Annotated in this window: 14 protein-coding genes and 3 pseudogenes; 10 read left to right on the top strand and 7 right to left on the bottom strand. The window is 68.9% G+C overall.

From position 1 onward, the window contains the following. Positions 1 to 200 precede the first annotated feature (200 nt). Positions 201 to 857, top strand: coding sequence for a hypothetical protein (locus ACIP8Z_RS05745; protein ID WP_402079181.1), 657 nt, complete (start codon positions 201 to 203; stop codon positions 855 to 857). Here the strand turns inward: ACIP8Z_RS05745 and ACIP8Z_RS05740 are convergent. Then, positions 839 to 1,732: an alpha/beta fold hydrolase gene (locus ACIP8Z_RS05740; protein WP_402079179.1), complete on the bottom strand. Its 894-nt coding sequence runs from the start codon at positions 1,730 to 1,732 to the stop codon at positions 839 to 841. The genes ACIP8Z_RS05745 and ACIP8Z_RS05740 overlap by 19 nt on opposite strands. 148 nt (positions 1,733 to 1,880) lie before the next feature. Here ACIP8Z_RS05740 and ACIP8Z_RS05735 point away from each other — a divergent pair, with 148 nt between their 5' ends. The 3 genes from ACIP8Z_RS05735 (at position 1,881) to ACIP8Z_RS05725 (ending at position 4,244) form a co-directional block, all read left to right on the top strand. Then, positions 1,881 to 2,408, top strand: coding sequence for an endonuclease domain-containing protein (locus ACIP8Z_RS05735; RefSeq protein ID WP_402079176.1), 528 nt, complete (start codon positions 1,881 to 1,883; stop codon positions 2,406 to 2,408). A 601-nt stretch (positions 2,409 to 3,009) separates the two neighbouring features. Further along, positions 3,010 to 3,405 (top strand): hypothetical protein, encoded by a 396-nt coding sequence (locus tag ACIP8Z_RS05730; protein ID WP_402079174.1) that lies wholly within the window; start codon positions 3,010 to 3,012, stop codon positions 3,403 to 3,405. Positions 3,406 to 3,926: 521 nt separating this feature from the next. Next, positions 3,927 to 4,244 carry a hypothetical protein gene (locus ACIP8Z_RS05725; protein WP_240660044.1) on the top strand — a complete coding sequence of 106 codons (318 nt, stop codon included), beginning with the start codon at positions 3,927 to 3,929 and terminating at the stop codon, positions 4,242 to 4,244. Here the strand turns inward: ACIP8Z_RS05725 and ACIP8Z_RS05720 are convergent. Beyond that, entirely contained in the window at positions 4,239 to 5,078 is an 840-nt protein-coding gene (locus ACIP8Z_RS05720; RefSeq protein ID WP_402079171.1) for an IS5 family transposase, read from the bottom strand. The genes ACIP8Z_RS05725 and ACIP8Z_RS05720 overlap by 6 nt on opposite strands. A 329-nt stretch (positions 5,079 to 5,407) precedes the next feature. On the opposite strand from ACIP8Z_RS05720, the gene ACIP8Z_RS05715 reads away from it, so the two are divergent. Further along, positions 5,408 to 6,025: a HEAT repeat domain-containing protein gene (locus tag ACIP8Z_RS05715; protein ID WP_402079169.1), complete on the top strand. Its 618-nt coding sequence runs from the start codon at positions 5,408 to 5,410 to the stop codon at positions 6,023 to 6,025. A gap of 52 nt (positions 6,026 to 6,077) precedes the next feature. Here the strand turns inward: ACIP8Z_RS05715 and ACIP8Z_RS05710 are convergent. Both ACIP8Z_RS05710 and ACIP8Z_RS05705 read right to left on the bottom strand, forming a co-directional pair. Further along, a pseudogene (locus tag ACIP8Z_RS05710) lies at positions 6,078 to 6,703 on the bottom strand (IS5 family transposase); the annotation flags it as partial. 450 nt (positions 6,704 to 7,153) lie between these two features. Continuing rightward, positions 7,154 to 7,834: a DUF4230 domain-containing protein gene (locus ACIP8Z_RS05705; protein WP_402079167.1), complete on the bottom strand. Its 681-nt coding sequence runs from the start codon at positions 7,832 to 7,834 to the stop codon at positions 7,154 to 7,156. Between the two features lie 437 nt (positions 7,835 to 8,271). Here ACIP8Z_RS05705 and ACIP8Z_RS05700 point away from each other — a divergent pair, with 437 nt between their 5' ends. Further along, positions 8,272 to 8,745, top strand: coding sequence for a VanZ family protein (locus tag ACIP8Z_RS05700; RefSeq protein ID WP_402079164.1), 474 nt, complete (start codon positions 8,272 to 8,274; stop codon positions 8,743 to 8,745). Positions 8,746 to 9,219: 474 nt separating this feature from the next. After that, positions 9,220 to 10,339 (top strand): annotated as a pseudogene (locus tag ACIP8Z_RS05695) (IS630 family transposase). Between the two features lie 29 nt (positions 10,340 to 10,368). Here the strand turns inward: ACIP8Z_RS05695 and ACIP8Z_RS05690 are convergent. Continuing rightward, positions 10,369 to 11,010, bottom strand: coding sequence for a hypothetical protein (locus ACIP8Z_RS05690; protein ID WP_402079161.1), 642 nt, complete (start codon positions 11,008 to 11,010; stop codon positions 10,369 to 10,371). A gap of 335 nt (positions 11,011 to 11,345) precedes the next feature. Beyond that, a complete protein-coding gene (locus tag ACIP8Z_RS05685) occupies positions 11,346 to 11,900 on the bottom strand; it encodes an SUKH-4 family immunity protein (protein WP_402079159.1) in 555 nt (184 codons plus the stop codon). Between the two features lie 721 nt (positions 11,901 to 12,621). On the opposite strand from ACIP8Z_RS05685, the gene ACIP8Z_RS05680 reads away from it, so the two are divergent. Next, positions 12,622 to 13,497, top strand: coding sequence for an endonuclease/exonuclease/phosphatase family protein (locus ACIP8Z_RS05680; RefSeq protein WP_402079157.1), 876 nt, complete (start codon positions 12,622 to 12,624; stop codon positions 13,495 to 13,497). 354 nt (positions 13,498 to 13,851) lie between these two features. Further along, positions 13,852 to 14,097: a hypothetical protein gene (locus ACIP8Z_RS05675; RefSeq protein ID WP_402079155.1), complete on the top strand. Its 246-nt coding sequence runs from the start codon at positions 13,852 to 13,854 to the stop codon at positions 14,095 to 14,097. 6 nt (positions 14,098 to 14,103) lie between these two features. Here ACIP8Z_RS05675 and ACIP8Z_RS05670 read toward each other — a convergent pair. After that, positions 14,104 to 14,433 (bottom strand): annotated as a pseudogene (locus tag ACIP8Z_RS05670) (transposase); the annotation flags it as partial. A gap of 29 nt (positions 14,434 to 14,462) precedes the next feature. Between ACIP8Z_RS05670 and ACIP8Z_RS05665 the strand changes: the two are divergent. Next, positions 14,463 to 15,200 carry a VOC family protein gene (locus tag ACIP8Z_RS05665; protein WP_402079152.1) on the top strand — a complete coding sequence of 246 codons (738 nt, stop codon included), beginning with the start codon at positions 14,463 to 14,465 and terminating at the stop codon, positions 15,198 to 15,200. Positions 15,201 to 15,259 lie beyond the last annotated feature (59 nt).

The raw sequence follows: 15,259 nt of genomic DNA, 5'->3' as shown, positions 1-15,259 counted from the left end.
GATCTCGGGTCCGCCGCGGAACGTGTGGCTGTGCCGGGCGCGCGCCCTAGTCGGCCGCGTGCGGGTTCGGGCACCATGAGCCGGTCGAGGCCCCCGGGTCGTACGCGCGGCCGGGGGGCCCTTGTTCGAGAATCGGGGGAGTGGTCGTGGGCAGGTTCAGGCGGGGGAGGCCGACGATCGAGATGGACGCTCAACGGCGGGTGAGACGAAGCCCGTTGCTCTTCACGGTGCCGATCCTGCTGCTCGTTCTGCTGACTGCGGTGCTCGGCTGGGAGGCCGTCCGGGCCAACATGACGGCGGCGGCCCGAGCCGAATGGCCGTGGCGGCTGCAGCTGCTCGACATGGAGCCGCTCGGCAGCCTGCTCGCGGTCGCGGCCGGCGCGGTCCTCGCCAGGGCCCAGTACGCCCGCACCGTACGGCCGGCGCTGGGCTGGCGCGCCGACTGGACGACCGGTCACCTGCGGGGCGGCGTACCCGAATGGCAGGTCGGGCTGCTCAACGGAGGCTCGCACACAGTGGTGGTCGAGGCGTACGAGTGCCGGGCAGTCCTGCGCGGCGAGGACCCGCGGCACGCCGCCCCGTGGACCGACGTCCAGGGCGTGGCGGAGGTGCTGACCGGGGCCGGGCTCACCGTCGGGGAGGACTTCCAACTGGTCACCATGGGGAGATTCCCGCTGGTGGGCACCGGCTCCTACGAGACGACGATGCTCGGCGCCTTCTCCCAGCGCTTCGTCGACGAGGTCGAGGCGCTGTACATCAGGGTCCGTGTCGGCGATGTCGTCGGGGACAGCCACGAGCGGATCCTCGACGCGTTGAAGGGCGCCCGCTCGACCTCGTATCAGCGCCCGACGCCCTGACCGTCCAGCCAGTGCAGCACGTCGGGCAGCGCCAACTGGGCGGCGAAGTGACCGGCGTCCGGTACGAGGACGGGTTCGGCACCGGGGATCCGTTCGGCCAGCCAACGGCTGTGCGCCACGGGCGAGAAGGCGTCGTCGAGGCCGTGCCACAGCAGCACGGGCGTGGTGACGGAGGAGACGTCGAAGCCCCAGGGGCGGACGAAGGCCAGGCAGTCGTCGAGCCAGCCGTGGTGCGAGACCCGCAGGGCCTCCTGATACGTGCGCAGCAGTACCGCGCGCACCCGGGGGTCCTCGACCACCGGCAGGTCACGGGGGGAGAGATCGGCACGCAGGTCGTCCAGGAGGCGCTCCGGATCCCGCCGGATGGCGACGGCCCGGGCGGCCAGGTCCCGTTCGAGCCCACCGGGGTCCCGCCCGTCCAGATGAGCGCGCGCCAGGCCGTACTCCCGCACGTTGAACGGGGTCATGCCCGCGTACCAGTCGAGACCGGCCGCGTCCGGCGGCGCGAGCCCGACCAGCACGGCGGCCGCCCGGACCCGGCCCGGCAGCAGCGCCGCACACGCGAGCGCGTGCGGGCCCCCGCCGGACCGGCCGACCACCGCGAACCGCTCGACGCCGAAGGCATCGGCGACAGCCGCCGCGTCCCGGGCCGCGTCGGCGACCCGGCGGCCCGGCGCGCGCCGGGACTCTCCGTAGCCGGGACGGTCGTAGGAGAGGAAGCGGAAGCCGGGGTGCTGGGCGGCGAGCCCGGGCAGCAGGGTGCCGAGACGGGTACCGGGCGTCCCGTGGAGGAGAACCACCGGGGTCCCCGAAGGATTGCCCCAGTCCTCGGCCACCAGGAGCCGGCCGTCGTCGGTGCGCACGGGGTGTCCCATGAGGGGGAGCCTAGGCCGGGACGGTGACGATGCACATCGCCATCACCGGCTACAACTGGCCTTAAAGAGCGTTTTATCCCGTCTGGGGTGTTTGGCAAGTACGCCGACAGCAGCTAACCACTGCATCGCGCGCCGAGCTGGAGCGTTCATGAGCAAGGACCACGAGTCGGCGATGAAGGAGATGCGCCGTCGAGAAGCAGTCGAGCGCGAGTGGCTGGGAGGCGTAACGCGGGGCCGGCTGACCTTCTCGGAAGCCGAGACCTTCGATCGCCAGGGAGTGCCGTCTTGCCACACATGGAGGGTCCCCGGCAAAGAGGTGCCAGTGCACCTTTCTGCCACGCAGGCGGTCCGGCGTTGGCAAGCTGGCGCCTGCGCGATGTGCAGCGCGCACCCTGAGCGGCTACTGGTCGACCACTGTCACCGGACTGGTCTCGTGCGGGGCCTGCTGTGCACCAGTTGCAACACGTCTGAGGGGGTGCGGAATGTGCCATCGTTCGTCGCTTATCGGGAGCGGCCCCCTGCGGTGATGCTGGGCCTGGATGAGCAGTACGGCTCGGCCTGGGACGGTTTTGGGCTCGACCCGGCAGAGCGGGGCCAGCGCAACGCCGCCCACGTCGACGCTGCCGAAGCCCTCTTCGGAGGAATCGCTGACCGATTCCGACTGGGGAGAAAGTGACCGCTCACGAGGACGCTGTCGGCGTGCCACAGGCGTTGGCTACTTCTGGTTCGAGGGAGGCTCTTCCCCGAGTTCGAGCCTGAGCTTGCACACCTTGAGGCCGGCTGCGCGTCCTCGCATGGCCTGTCCGGTGTCGTAGGTGATCAGGGTGACTGGGCTGCCCGCCAATGTCTGAGCTGCCACAGCTCTGTCGACGATTTCGTCATCAGTGATGGGAAGCCTTTGATGGCCGGGGGGATCGAAGAGACTCGACCGTCACGGGCCCTCGCGGCGTCGGAATGCGGCCCGTGGGGTCTGTGACCTTGTCGTCTTGGGCCTTCAGGAGTCCCGGCTGTGATGGGTCCTCGCTGAGGATGCGGTCCAGTACGGCGAGGGTGTAGCCGGCTCTGTATCGCACAAGCGGTTTGCTGGCTTGCGGCAGGCCGCCCTCCATCTCGAGGACGTAAGCGAAGCGCCAGTGGGACGTTAGAGGAGAGGGCGAGGATATCCACGTCGGGTGGCAGGGGGGTTGGTTCTTCCCGCTCCCCGACATGACCACGCCACTCGGCAAAGGAATATGGACATGCGCGGATTCAAGAGTGCCCTCGCGACAGTTGCGGCTTTGGCCGCTTTCGCGGGGGTGGGGGTCGCGGCGTCGCCGGCACAGGCGGCGACCTACTGCTCGACCAAGGGGCAGACATACATCTGTGAGTACGGCGTCTCGACCATGAGATTCGCCAACGGGACGAAGGAGGAGTTCGTCGTCGGTGCCGATCACGCGGTGTGGACGAACTGGACCAGGTCCGACGGATCCTGGAACGGCTGGATGTCCATGGGCGGGTGGGTCCAGAGCCGCATCTACGCGACCCCTGAGCAGGAGAACAGCACTTCGCTCCTCTACATCATCGCCACCGGCTCGGACGGCGACGACTGGGCCCGTGTGCGCCACTCCAACGGCTACTGGACCAGCTGGCAGCCCCGCTGCTTCGCCATCCCGGAGGGCCATAACTGCGCGTAACCGGCGGGGCGAGCGGTACTCGCCCCGACCACCGCACGCGGTCCACGGGGTGTCACTGGCGGCGGACCGCACACCGGCGCGGCGCGTAGCACGGATCATCGAGGAGCCTTTCGAGGAATGTGGCGCGGAAGTGGCCTGGCAGGGTCGAAGCTGCGCATCTGGTCGCGGCCGGTGATCGGCTCGGCCGCCCGGCTCCCGCGGCCTGCAACGGCAACTTGGGGTGCCGGTCCGCAGAGCGGGAACAGCAGTGCCGGGGCCTGCAGGTGGCCGCGGTCCCACCTTCTGGCTCCGCGACTTGCCCCCGCCCTCCCCGCAGGCGGAATCGGCCGGGAGGCGGCCGGTGCCCGGCGTGGCGGCACTGCCCGGGGCCGCCCAGTCCGTGGGGCGGGAGGCGCAGCCTGGTTGTGCGCCGCATCCTCCCGCCCCACGGCGTCCTCGGCGGCCGGGGGCCCGAGGCGGCTGTGGGCGGGCGTAGATGGGGTGGCACCTGTTGCCCGAGCGACCCGTATGGAGCCGATGACGTGAGCCCCCGCACCGCCCCGAACCTGCCCGATGAGGGCCTGGCCATCGGCTTCCAGCCGTATTTGCCCGTGGAGATGCGCTGGGAAAGGGCGGTCGCGGACGGCCTTCCCCTCGACGTTTCCCACGCCTTCGGCATCTTCGACAGGACGCTGTGCGGAGTCCAGCAAGTCGGCATGTCGCCGTCTGATTACGGATGGCTGCCGCAGCTGGGGAATGCCTGTCGCGCTTGCCGGGAAGCGGCGGGTGTCATTGATGACCGCTGGCCGCAGGCTATGAGGGGCGAGGACGCGCGGGTCAGTGTGGCCCGGCGGCTATGAGTCCTTCCAGTTCGGAGTCGACTCTCGTGTGAGCCTGCGGCTCATCAGGTCGATCATCGCGAGGCGGATCAAGGCTTCGGAGCGGTGCGGGTGGGTTTCGTAGTCGCGGGCGAGGCGGCGGTGATTCATAAGCCAGCCGAACGTCCGCTCGACGACCCAGCGCCGCGGGATGACCTTGAAGCCCTTCTGGCCCGGGTCGCGGCGGGTGACCTCGACGTCGATGCCGAGGGTGGCGCCGTGGTCGATGGCCTTGGTTCGATAACCGCTGTCGGCCCATGCCTTGGTGATTCTGGGGTGGGCCTTGGCGATGTGCGAGAGCAGATGGATACCGCCGGCGTTGTCGGAGACGCTGGCCGCGGTGACCCAGACCGCGATAAGGAGGCCGAGGGTGTCGACGCCGATATGGCGCTTGCGGCCCGCGATTTTCTTACCCGCGTCGATGCCCTGGCCAGTGGCCGGGACGTTGGCGGACGTCTTGATGCTCTGGGCGTCCAGGACGCATGCGCTCGGTTCGGCGTCCCGGCCTGCAGCCTCCCGGACAAGTCGGCGGAGCAGGCCGTTGAGCTGGTCGAACACGCCGTCCTTCTGCCAGGCGGCGAAGTATCCATAGACGGTTTCCCACGGAGCGAAGTCGTGGGGAAGGTAGCGCCAGGGGATCCCGGTCCGGTCCACATACAACACCGCGTCCATGATCCGGCGCAGGTCGTGCTCGGGCGGCCGCCCGATATCCAGGCCCTTCCCTCGCCGGTCGGCCCGCCAGGCCGACACAATGGGCTCGAGCAGTTCCCATCGGGCATTGGACAGGTCACTCGGATACGGGCGCTGTCGAGACATGTTTCGATAGTTCCGCCGAGCGACATCCCGCCACAGGGCGCAAACGGGAGTGAGTGGGGGCGTCTTGGGATCAGACAGGAGCGAAAGGGCGGAAACGTGCCCGGTAATGGCGTCAGCCGCCCCTCACGTCACGGATAGCGACCCTGACCTCGGCAGTCCCAGCCCGGCCTGCTACCCAGAAGACCGCCAAAAACCCTGGACGGGATAAAACGCTCTTTTAGACGTCGTTTCTTATGGCCGTCTGGTGCCCGAAGACCTTGCCCGCCGTTCAGTGTCAGTCGAACCGCGTAGCCTTGCGTTCGAGTAGATCTCGTCGGGAGGCGTACGCGGTGCTGACATTGGACGAGGCGGTTGTCCAGCTTGACGACAGGTCCTCGGCGAAGCGCCGTGCGGCTGCGAAGCGACTGCGCAGACTCGCTGTCACGACCGCCGGCCCGTCGCTGCTGGAGGCTCTGCGGCGCGAGGTTCTCGACCAGCGGACGTGGGAAACTCAGTACCAGATGGTCATGGCGCTCGGAGCGTGCGATCACCGGCCAGCGGTCCCGTTCCTGAGCGATCTGGCTCAGCGGCCCCTGGATGCCACGATGGTGTACGTCGCCCTGGGCGACTCGATTGTGCGGCTGCGCGGCGCAGAAGAGGGAATCTCGGTCCCTGTGCGCTGGTGCCTGGACAGTGGAACACCCATGCTTGCCGACGGCGCCCTCCGTGCCGTCGCCATGCTGCGCGCGGTGCCAGAGCCGGAGACCGTCGACTACATCCTCGACTTTCTCGCACCGCTGCAGCCTCACGATGGACTGCGCTTCTGGGCTGCGGCAGCAGCAGCCGGATGGCCAGGTGAGCGGGTTCGCGCATTCTTGGAGAGGTGTGTGGCAGGTCCGCGGACGGACGTGGCTGACGCAGCGGCCACGTCGCTGGAAGGCAAGTATCAGACCCATCGTCCGCTCTAGCTGCGGACCGAACGACCCGTAGCGCGTGGCTGGGCCGGGCAGTTCGTCTCGGCCGGCGGTAGCTGATGAGGGTTGCGGCCATGCCGACGAAGGCGAGGAAGTGTTCGGCCTTGCGTGCGTAGCGGCGGTGGAGCCGCCGGCAGCCGGCCAGCCAGGACACGGTTCTCTCCACGCCCCACTGGTGGCGGCCGAGTCTTTGTGAGGACTCGACGCCTTTGCGGGCGATGCGGTGGCGGATGCCCCGCCGGCGGAGCCACCGACGCAGGTGGTCATAGTCGTAGCCCTTGTCGGCATGCAGTTTCGCCGGGCGCCGACGGCGCGGGCCACGTCGGGACCGGATATGCGGGATGCCGCGCACGAGCGGCTCCAGGCCCAGGCTGTCGTGCATGTTTGCACCGGAGATACCCAGGGACAGCGACAGTCCGTTGCGGTCGGTGATCAGGTGGATCTTGGATCCCGGCTTGCCGCGATCGGTCGGATTCGGTCCCGTCAATGGCCCCCTTTTGCAGCCCGGACGCTGACCGAGTCGATCGCGCACCGCGACCAGTCCAGCTCACCCAGGGCACCGAGTTCGTCGAGCACGACCCGATGGAGCCGGGCCCAGACCCGTTCCCACTCCACTGAGCGAAGCGCAGGTAGACCGTGGGCCAGGGCCGGGCCGAACACCGGCGGGAGCTGCCATCTGGCGGCTTGTGAGCCGCCCCGGTGCTGGAGGCGTACGCGGGGTGCGACGACGACACAGTGACGAGGAACAGCAACTCACGTCCTGTTCCTGGTGCGGTGTGTCCACCGCTTGATGACGCGAGGCCGACGGTGCGGTGCCGGTCCCCTCGCAGTACGACAGTGGTGGCGGTGGACCCTGTCACGCCGCGCACGACCCCGGCGCCGAGTCCGCCGGCGTGAACGCCATGCTCGCGTCGTACGTCGGCAGGCTGGCGAGCACGCCGGCGGCCGTGACGGCTGTTTCGGACGCGGCGGCGACGACGCCGCACGCGGGGCGACGAGTTCAGCAACCACCGCGGGCGCCGGCCCCGTGATTCTGTCGACTCCGGATGACCGCCGCCTGCGCCCGGCGGCGCGTCTCCAGGGCATGCTCGCGCGGATTCCGCTCATAGGTAGGTGGGCGTCTCACGCGTAGGTGACCGTCACGCGCTCGAAGCCGAGGCCGCGCAGGAGTTTCTGAAGCATCTCGGTCGTGTTCCGCTCCGCCCGTGACGTCAGGCCGGACTCGCGGGCGGCGTCGCTGATCCGCTGGGCTGCGAGGACGTTGACAGCCTGCTCGCTCGCCGGGTTGTCCGAGAAGAGATCGCCCAGCCGGTCGAGCAGACCGCGCTGCTTGGACACGGTGTACGAGCGCTCGGGATCGAGCGCGGGAGCGGCCAGCCTGGCGTGTGGGAGGCGCAGGGTGGCCTCGGTCCGGTCCGCGTCGACGGTCACGGCGTCGTTCCCGAGCCGGCCCAGTTCGACGTAGGCGCCGACGCTGCCGTTCGCCACGTAGAGGGTGCGGGTGCCGCGGATCGTGTCCGGCAGGAACCGGGCGTCGCGCTCCAGGTCGACCACAACCTGGTAGGTCCCTGCCGCGCCCTCGTACCGGCTCAGGTCCTGGACGGACTGCAGGACGGCGGGACCGGAGCGGTCCTTCACCTGCGTCCCGAAGACGTCCAGACCGGGCAGCCTGAGGAACTGACCGATCAGCATGAGGGCGACGGCAAGCACGAGCAGAGCGCCGATGACGAGGCGCCACCTTCCTCCGGGCCGCTTCCAGGTCCGGCGGTGCGGCGAGGGCCTGTTCTCGGTGTCTTCTCCCATGGTCGCCTGGTGCCCGCGTCGACGCCTTCCATTCCCAACTCGGTTTATTCCGCGCCAGGTTGGTGTTCCTGAGGAACGTGTGCCAGATGGGCGGACCTCGATGAACCGCATGGCATACCGCCACCTCGTCGCGGGTACGCGGGGCCTGTCCGTACGCGGTGATTCGGAGGAGGAGAAGGCGCATGATCGATTGGAGAGCGTTGCGGGGACGGGCCGGAGTTGCGGAGGGCAAGACGGCGGCGCCCGCCGAGACGAAGTCGGCCGGGGCCGGGTCGGGTGGGAGAGCAGGGGACGGCGCCGAGCCGGCCGAGGCAGGAGGGGGAGATGGCGAGCCGGCCGGTACGGGGCGGGGTGGGGAGGAGCCGGGGGCGCGTGCGACGAAGACGCAGGCGAGAGCGAGGACAGCGACCCCGGTCCGGCGAGGCCCGGGGAGGTTCGTGCGGGCGCTGGTCACCCTGACGGCCCTCGCCGGCATGGTGGCGTTCGCCGTGGTCCTGGCCAGACTCACCCTGGAGTCCTCGCCGGCATCCGTAGCCCTCACCCACAGCAATCTGACGCCGGGCCGGTCGATCGAGAACTACCTCAACCAGCCGGGCTTCGTGGACACCGTCAAGCAGCTCGGTGGAAACATCGCCCTCGGCGTCCCGTTCGGGATCCTGCTGCCGCTTCTGTCCCTCAAGGCGCGCGGATTCCTTCGGGTCGCGTTCGTCACTGCGGTCACCATGTTGCTCGTGGAACTGGTGCAGGGGGCGCTCATCACAGGACGCGCCTTCGATATCGACGACGTCCTCCTCAATACGACGGGAGCCCTCCTCGGCTACGTGCTCGTCGGCCGGCGGCTGGGACGTATCGTCCGCCCTCGCACCCGCCCCCACTGGTGGCAGCGGCGCCTGGGTGACTCATCCCACTGACGCGGCGTCGGAGTGGACGCGGCCCCGAAGCGCGCTGTCGCGCGGCTCCGTTCCGGAGCCGGAGTGTCGCGCGGCGTACCTGCCCGGCGCCCCAGTCTCGCGAGCAGGGAGCGTTCTGCGTGTGTGGCGAAGTGCGAGGCGCCCTCGGCGCTGTGCCGCTGCCACAGGTGCTGCTTCGTGCGGGTTGGCGAGTACTCCCACTGCGTGACTCCGCGGCGGACCGAGGTTGTCTGACTCGGTGGGAGCGTGCCTGCGGTCACTGTCGAATGACGTCAGGGGGGCGACGGGGCGTGGTGGTGGGAGCCTCCGTGGTGCGAGCCCACCCAGGACGACGCGTTCACCAGTCCCGCCCGTCTCAGTGGCCCCACACCGTCGTCAGGAAATCCGTTAGTGCTCTGACCACATTGGTTCGCCGGGTTGGTGGTCGGGGCGGTTGGATGTTGCGTGACGTCCGATCCGAGTGCTGGGGGTGCGGTGGCTGAGCCTGTCCGCGTGCGCAGGTTGACCGACCAGGAGGGGCAGAAGCTGCAGCAGATCGTGCGTCGGGGCAGCACCAGTTCGGTCCGCTTCCGACGCGCGATGATGCTGCTGGCGTCGGCCGGCGGGAACCGGGTCCCGGTGATCGCCCAGCTGGTGCAGGCCGACGAGGACACCGTTCGGGATGTGATCCACCGGTTCAACGAGATCGGCCTGGCCTGTCTGGACCCTCGGTGGGCGGGAGGCCGTCCCCGCCTGATCAGTCCTGACGACGAGGACTTCGTTGTCCAGACGGCCACCACCCGCCCGACCAAGCTCGGCCAGCCCTTCACTCGCTGGTCCATCCGCAAACTGCTGGCCCACCTGCGGAAAGTCCATGGGCGGGTCATCCGCATCGGCCGCGAGGCGTTACGCCGTCTGCTCGCCTGCCGCGGCATCACCTTCCAGCGCACCAAGATGTGGAAGGAGTCCGGACCCCGACCGCGAAGCAAAGCTGGACCGGATCGAGGAGGTCCTGGACCGCTTCCCGGACCGGGTCTTCGCGTTCAACGAGTTCGGCCCGCTCGGCATCCGCCCCACCGGCGGTGCGAGCTGGGCCCCGGCCAGTCACCCCGAGTGGCACCCGGCGACCTACCACCGCACGCATGGCGTCAGGTACTTCCACGGCTGCTATTCGGTCGGTGACGACACGCTCTGGGGCGTCCACCGTCGGAAGAAGGGCGCCGCGAACACGCTGGCCGCGCTCAGATCGGTCCGGGCCGCCCGACCGGACGGCGCCCCCATCTACGTCATCCTGGACAACCTGTCCGCCCACAAGGGCGAGACGATCCGCCGCTGGGCGAAGAAGAACCGCGTCGAGCTGTGCTTCACGCCGACATACGCGTCCTGGGCCAACCCAATCGAAGCGCACTTCGGGCCGCTGCGGCAGTTCACCATCGCCAACTCCAACCACCGCAACCACACCGTGCAGACCCGGGCCCTGCACGCCTATCTGCGCTGGCGCCACGCGAATGCCCGTCATCCCGACGTGCTGGCAGCCCAGCGCCGCGAGCGCGCTCGTATCCGCAGCGAGAAGGGCATCCGCTGGGGCGGACGTCCCCTCGCCGATGCCGCTTGACCAGCCCGGCGACCTTGCCCGGCCGGGTCCTAGCAGTAGCCGTCCACCCTGGTGCCGGCTGGAGCGAGGTTGGGCCAGGGCTGTCCTGCTCTGTCGGAGGCAGCGGACCGTAGGAGGTCAAGAATCGTGCACCCCGGGTAGCCCCGAAAACTCGCGTAGGTGCCCCGGTAGTAGCAGCTCCAGTAGCTCACGACCCGCCGTTGAGTGCGCGCGAAGAAAGCAGGGTTGTCCACGAGGAACTGCCCGTAAGCGAGGTGGCCGCAGGTGCCGGGCGTGGCGAGATCACGGAGCTCATCGCAGATGACAACCAGGATCTCCAAGACGTACTCGCCAACCAGCTGCACGACGAAGGGGACGACCCATGGGTCCGTGGAATCAACGATCTTCTCCAGGTGGCGCTGCCTGACCATGCCGTCGCAGTGCCTTGAGTACAGGCAGTGCAGAAGCTGTTGCTGGCGCGACGAAAGCGACGCCACCCTGTCAGCTGGCGGCTCGTCGTTGTAGAGACGCCCGGGGATCAAAACCCGCTGGCCCTCGACAGCGACCGAGAACGAGGCAGGCGGCTGGAGCCGAGAATCAGGCATCACCGCCAGGACTGCCTCGGCATCGCTGGCAAGCTCGGCTGGGAACGCCGTGATCAATGGATTGCTGCGGTCGGAAAGCGGCTGCACGAGCCGAGCATAGGCGGATGCCTCGGCCAGGTAGCTGGCATTAATGGACCCACACCCGCCCAACCCGGCGAAGGTATGCGGTCAGAGCACTAGCGAGTCCATCCCGCCTCCACCATGTGGGCGGAACAGCGGTCGTGCACCACGATGGACACGCCGACGCCTGGTGGCCCGAGCCCGCCCGCGGCGCCTTGTCCGAGGCCATCGCCACAACGACCGAGTGCCTCCCCGCCCGCACTCGCTGCCAGGCCTGGCTGCACGGCCAGGGTGCGCTCGCGGTGGCTGTCTCGGCACGTGGTGCGGGACTCGGTCCGCTCGGCCCCGAACCGGTCGGGGCGCTACCAGATGCCGTGCTCGAGCTCTTCGAGGGACAGGTTCCACTGGGAGTCTTCGTTCTCGAACGGGGTGGGGTCGAAGGCTTCGACCACTTCGCGGAACCGGGCGGCGAGCTCCTCGGGGTCGGCATCGGCTTCGTGGTCGTTCTCGAGCTTCCGGAGTTCGATGAGGGCGAAGACGAGCGACTCGATATCGCGGTGGAGTTCGATGTAGTCGACCGCGCCCTGGGGGAAGGCATAGACCTTGCCTGACTTCGGGTCGAGAGCGAGCAGCGAGGTGAACAGGAAACCCAGGCTCCACCACGAGCGACTCTCGAGGGGGCACTGCAGCCCGAAGTGGTCGAACCGGCTGCCGAGTGTGATGGAGTCCACGTCCGGGCCGTACGGGTCTTCGACGTCCATGCGAGAGGTGAACACCTCGGAGGTCGGGAGGCCGACGGTGCTCAGGAAACCGGCGGTGCGCGGGTCAAGGTCGGCGATGCGGCTGTGCGGGAAGTAGGTGACGCCGTTCAGTCCGTAGGCACTGGTCACGTTCTGAGGGGTTACGGTGAACTTCATTCTTCAGCATCCTTGATACGGCTGTTTCCAGGTCGGGCGGCCTCCTCCCAGGCGCCGTGGATGACGTGGGTCTGGTTACGGGTCGTACCCTCCAGGAAGGCCAGGGGCTGAGTCCAGGTGGCGACGGCTTCGTCGGTGCTGGTTCTCGGCCTGCGCCCCGTCGTGCACCGTCCGCCTCGCCTGCCTACCGCATGTCGTCGGCACCCAGAATGGTGGCGTCTTCGGTCACGGCATCACCGGCAACACGGTCGGCCCAGGCTTTGCGTGCGGCGGTTCCAAGGTGCTGAGGGCGTCGCGTAGCGGCCGGTGTCGCGTGGTCGCCATCCACCTGACCCTGACCCTCTTCGTCCGCACCAAGCAGGCCGACGCCGCACGATCGCCGAGATGGTCCCTACACCAAGCGCGCCCTTGAGGCCGCCCGGTACTGCTTGCCCGCCGGCGTAGGTGACGGGCGTTGACGGGATGCGGAAACTGATTCGCCCGGTGGCTCGTCTTGGGGGACAGAGTCGAGTGGATGGGAAGCCGGGTGGAGCGGGCGGACAGCGGTGTGACGTCGATGCCGAGGGCGGCGGTGCCCCGGTGGGCGCGGTGCCGGGCCGGGCGGTGGGTTCCGGGTGAAGGCGAAGGTGAAGGTACGGGTGCGGGTGCGATCGGGGAAGTGAGGGGACGATCGGTCTGGACACGGGGGAGGGTGCCTGCCGCATGCGCCGTGCTGACGGCCATGCTGCTGGCGTTCCACCGGGCGGTGCCCAACTCCCCGGGCCGTCTGGGCAGTTTGCTGGAGGTGTTCCTGCCATGGCTCGGCCTGCCTGTCGCGGTCCTGTTCGGCGTGGCGCTGCTGCGCCGTTCGGCCACCGCGCTGGTGGCCCTGCTGTTGCCGACGGCAGCCTGGACGTACCTCTTCGGCGGGCTGCTCCTTCCCGGCGGGAAGCCTGGCGCACACGATCTGCTGGTGGTGCAGCACAACGTCAGCGACGAGAACCCCGACCCCGCGGGCACGGCCCTTGCCCTGGCTGACGCCGAGCCCGATCTGATCGCGCTGGAGGAATTGGTTCCCCCGGCGCTGCGGGTCTACGAGAAGACACTCGCCCCGGCCTACCCGTACCACGCGGTCCGGGGCACCGTAGGGCTGTGGTCGAAGCATCCGCTGACCGGTGTGCGGCTGCTGGATGTCAAACCGCAGGGGGTTGCCGGGCCGTGGAGCCGTGGGCTGCGGGCCGTGGTCCACACGCCGCGCGGGGAGATCGCGGCGTACGTCGCGCACCTGCCCTCGGTACGCGTGCGGGCGAGCGGTCTCGCGTCTTCCTGGCGTGACGAGAGCGCCGGCCTGCTGGGCAAGGCCCTCGCGGCTGAGGAGGTGCGGACGGTGATCCTGTTGGGCGACCTCAATGGCACGGCCGATGACCGCGGGCTGGACCCGCTGACCTCACGGATGAACATGGCGGAACGGGGCTTCGCCTTCAGCTTCCCCGCCGCCTTCCCACTGGCCCGGATCGACCAGGTCATGGCCCGCTCTGCGACCGTCGCCCACGTTCGCGCCTTGCCCGGCACCGGCAGCGACCATCTACCTGTCATCGGCAGGATCACACTGCGCTGAGCGCTGGTCCCGACGGTGCGCCCCGCGGCGCCTGTGCGCGGAGCAGTCGGTGACTGGACGCGAATGGCGGCTGCGGGGCAGAACAGCAGGGGCATCACACCGTCAATCCCATCAAGAAGATCAAGCGGCAGCTTTATGGGCGCGCCGGATTCGAACTTCTCCGCACGATGACCCGGCTTCAGCGACCCTCCGCGGTCGGGACCCAGGTGTAGCGGCAGAAACGCCTTCTGGCCCCACTCGTCAGAAGCGCGGCCCGACAGTGATGTCAGTGGTGTGTGGTGGAATGGCCGGACTGCGCTTTTGATCTTGTGGGAGCGTCTCGTGACGTCCTCGTACCCATCCCTCACTCGTGCCTTGGCCGAGGCTTTGGTCGATGTCCTGTGGTTCATCGATGGCAGCGACGATGATCAGATCGATCCGGACGACGCGGTCAAGGCGGCGGAGGGAGTCGCCCAGGTGCTCAGCACGCTGTCGAATGATCAGCAGCAGGAACTGATCTCCCTGGTCGGGGAGATGGCAGCCGCCGAGACCCACCTGGCTCGCCGTGAGTTCCTGGCAGATTTCCCGGAGAGCTTCGGGCTCATCGACGATGAGTCCTGAGCGATTTCAGGAGAGCGCGACCCGCTCGCGGAGGAGCTGGAAGCCTGCGCGGCCGAACATCTGGCGCTTCAGCATCCTGATCCGGTGGACATGGCCCTCGACCACTCCGGAGTTCCACGGCGGTGAGGGTCCGGCAGTGACCGCTTCGAGGTCACGCTCCAGACGCCGGGCAAATCGTTGGAGGCTGGGTAAGTCGGTGGTGGCCGCTGCCCGGTTCCACGTCGGCAGGTGGTGGCCTCGCAGCTGAGTGAGCATGTGGGCGAAGGAGCGCACGTGCCCCGCGAGTGCGTCCAGTCCAGGGCAGTTCGTCTGTAGGGCCTTGAGCTGAAGCCGGTCGCCCGGCGGCGGCTTCTAGGATCTGCCGCATGGCTACAAGACTCGTGCAGATCAACATGAAGGCCCAGGACGACTCCGCGCTCGGCCGGTTCTGGGCGGAGGCACTCGGTTGGGGTGTCGACAGCGAGGGGCCCGGCGTGACCAATCTCGAACCGGTGGGGTTCGCCTACCCCGACCCCGTGGCCGTCTGCATCGACATCATCGCCCGCCCGGAACCCAAGACGGTCAAGAACCGGGTGCACCTTGATCTGGCCACCACCTCGACGGCCCATCACGCGGAGTTGGTCGCACGCCTGAAGGACCTCGGCGCGACGCTCGCCGACGTGGGTCAGGGCGACGTTCCCTGGACGGTCATGGCCGACCCGGAGGGCAACGAGTTCTGCGTCCTGGAGCCCCGTCCGATCTACCAGGACACCGGGCCGATCGCAGCAGTGGTGGTCGACTGCACCGACCCACGAGGGATGGCCCGCTTCTGGGACCAGGCGATGGACTGGACGCTGCACGAGGTCGCCGACGACCACGCCTCCATGCGGTCCGCCCAAGGCGTCGGCCCCTACCTGGAGTTTGTCCGTACCCCCGACACCAAGAGCGTGTGGAACCGCGTCCACCTCGACGTCTGCCCCTACCCCGGTGACGACCTGGCCGCGGAGGAAGCCCGACTGCGCGCTCTGGGCGCCACCGACCCCGGTATCGACCGGTCCGCGATCTCCTGGACGGTTCTGGCCGACCCGGAGGGCAACGAGTTCTGCCTGCTCACCCCTCGGTGACCGTCAGCCCGCCGTGACGGTTCGAGCCGCGGCCCCGTCGGGCGGTCCGAAGCGGCCCC

Source organism: Streptomyces sp. NPDC088553, assembly GCF_044752965.1.
Lineage (GTDB): Bacteria > Actinomycetota > Actinomycetes > Streptomycetales > Streptomycetaceae > Streptomyces.
The sequence above is the reverse complement of the archived record's forward strand: the minus strand, read 5'-3'. Positions and strand labels throughout refer to the sequence as shown.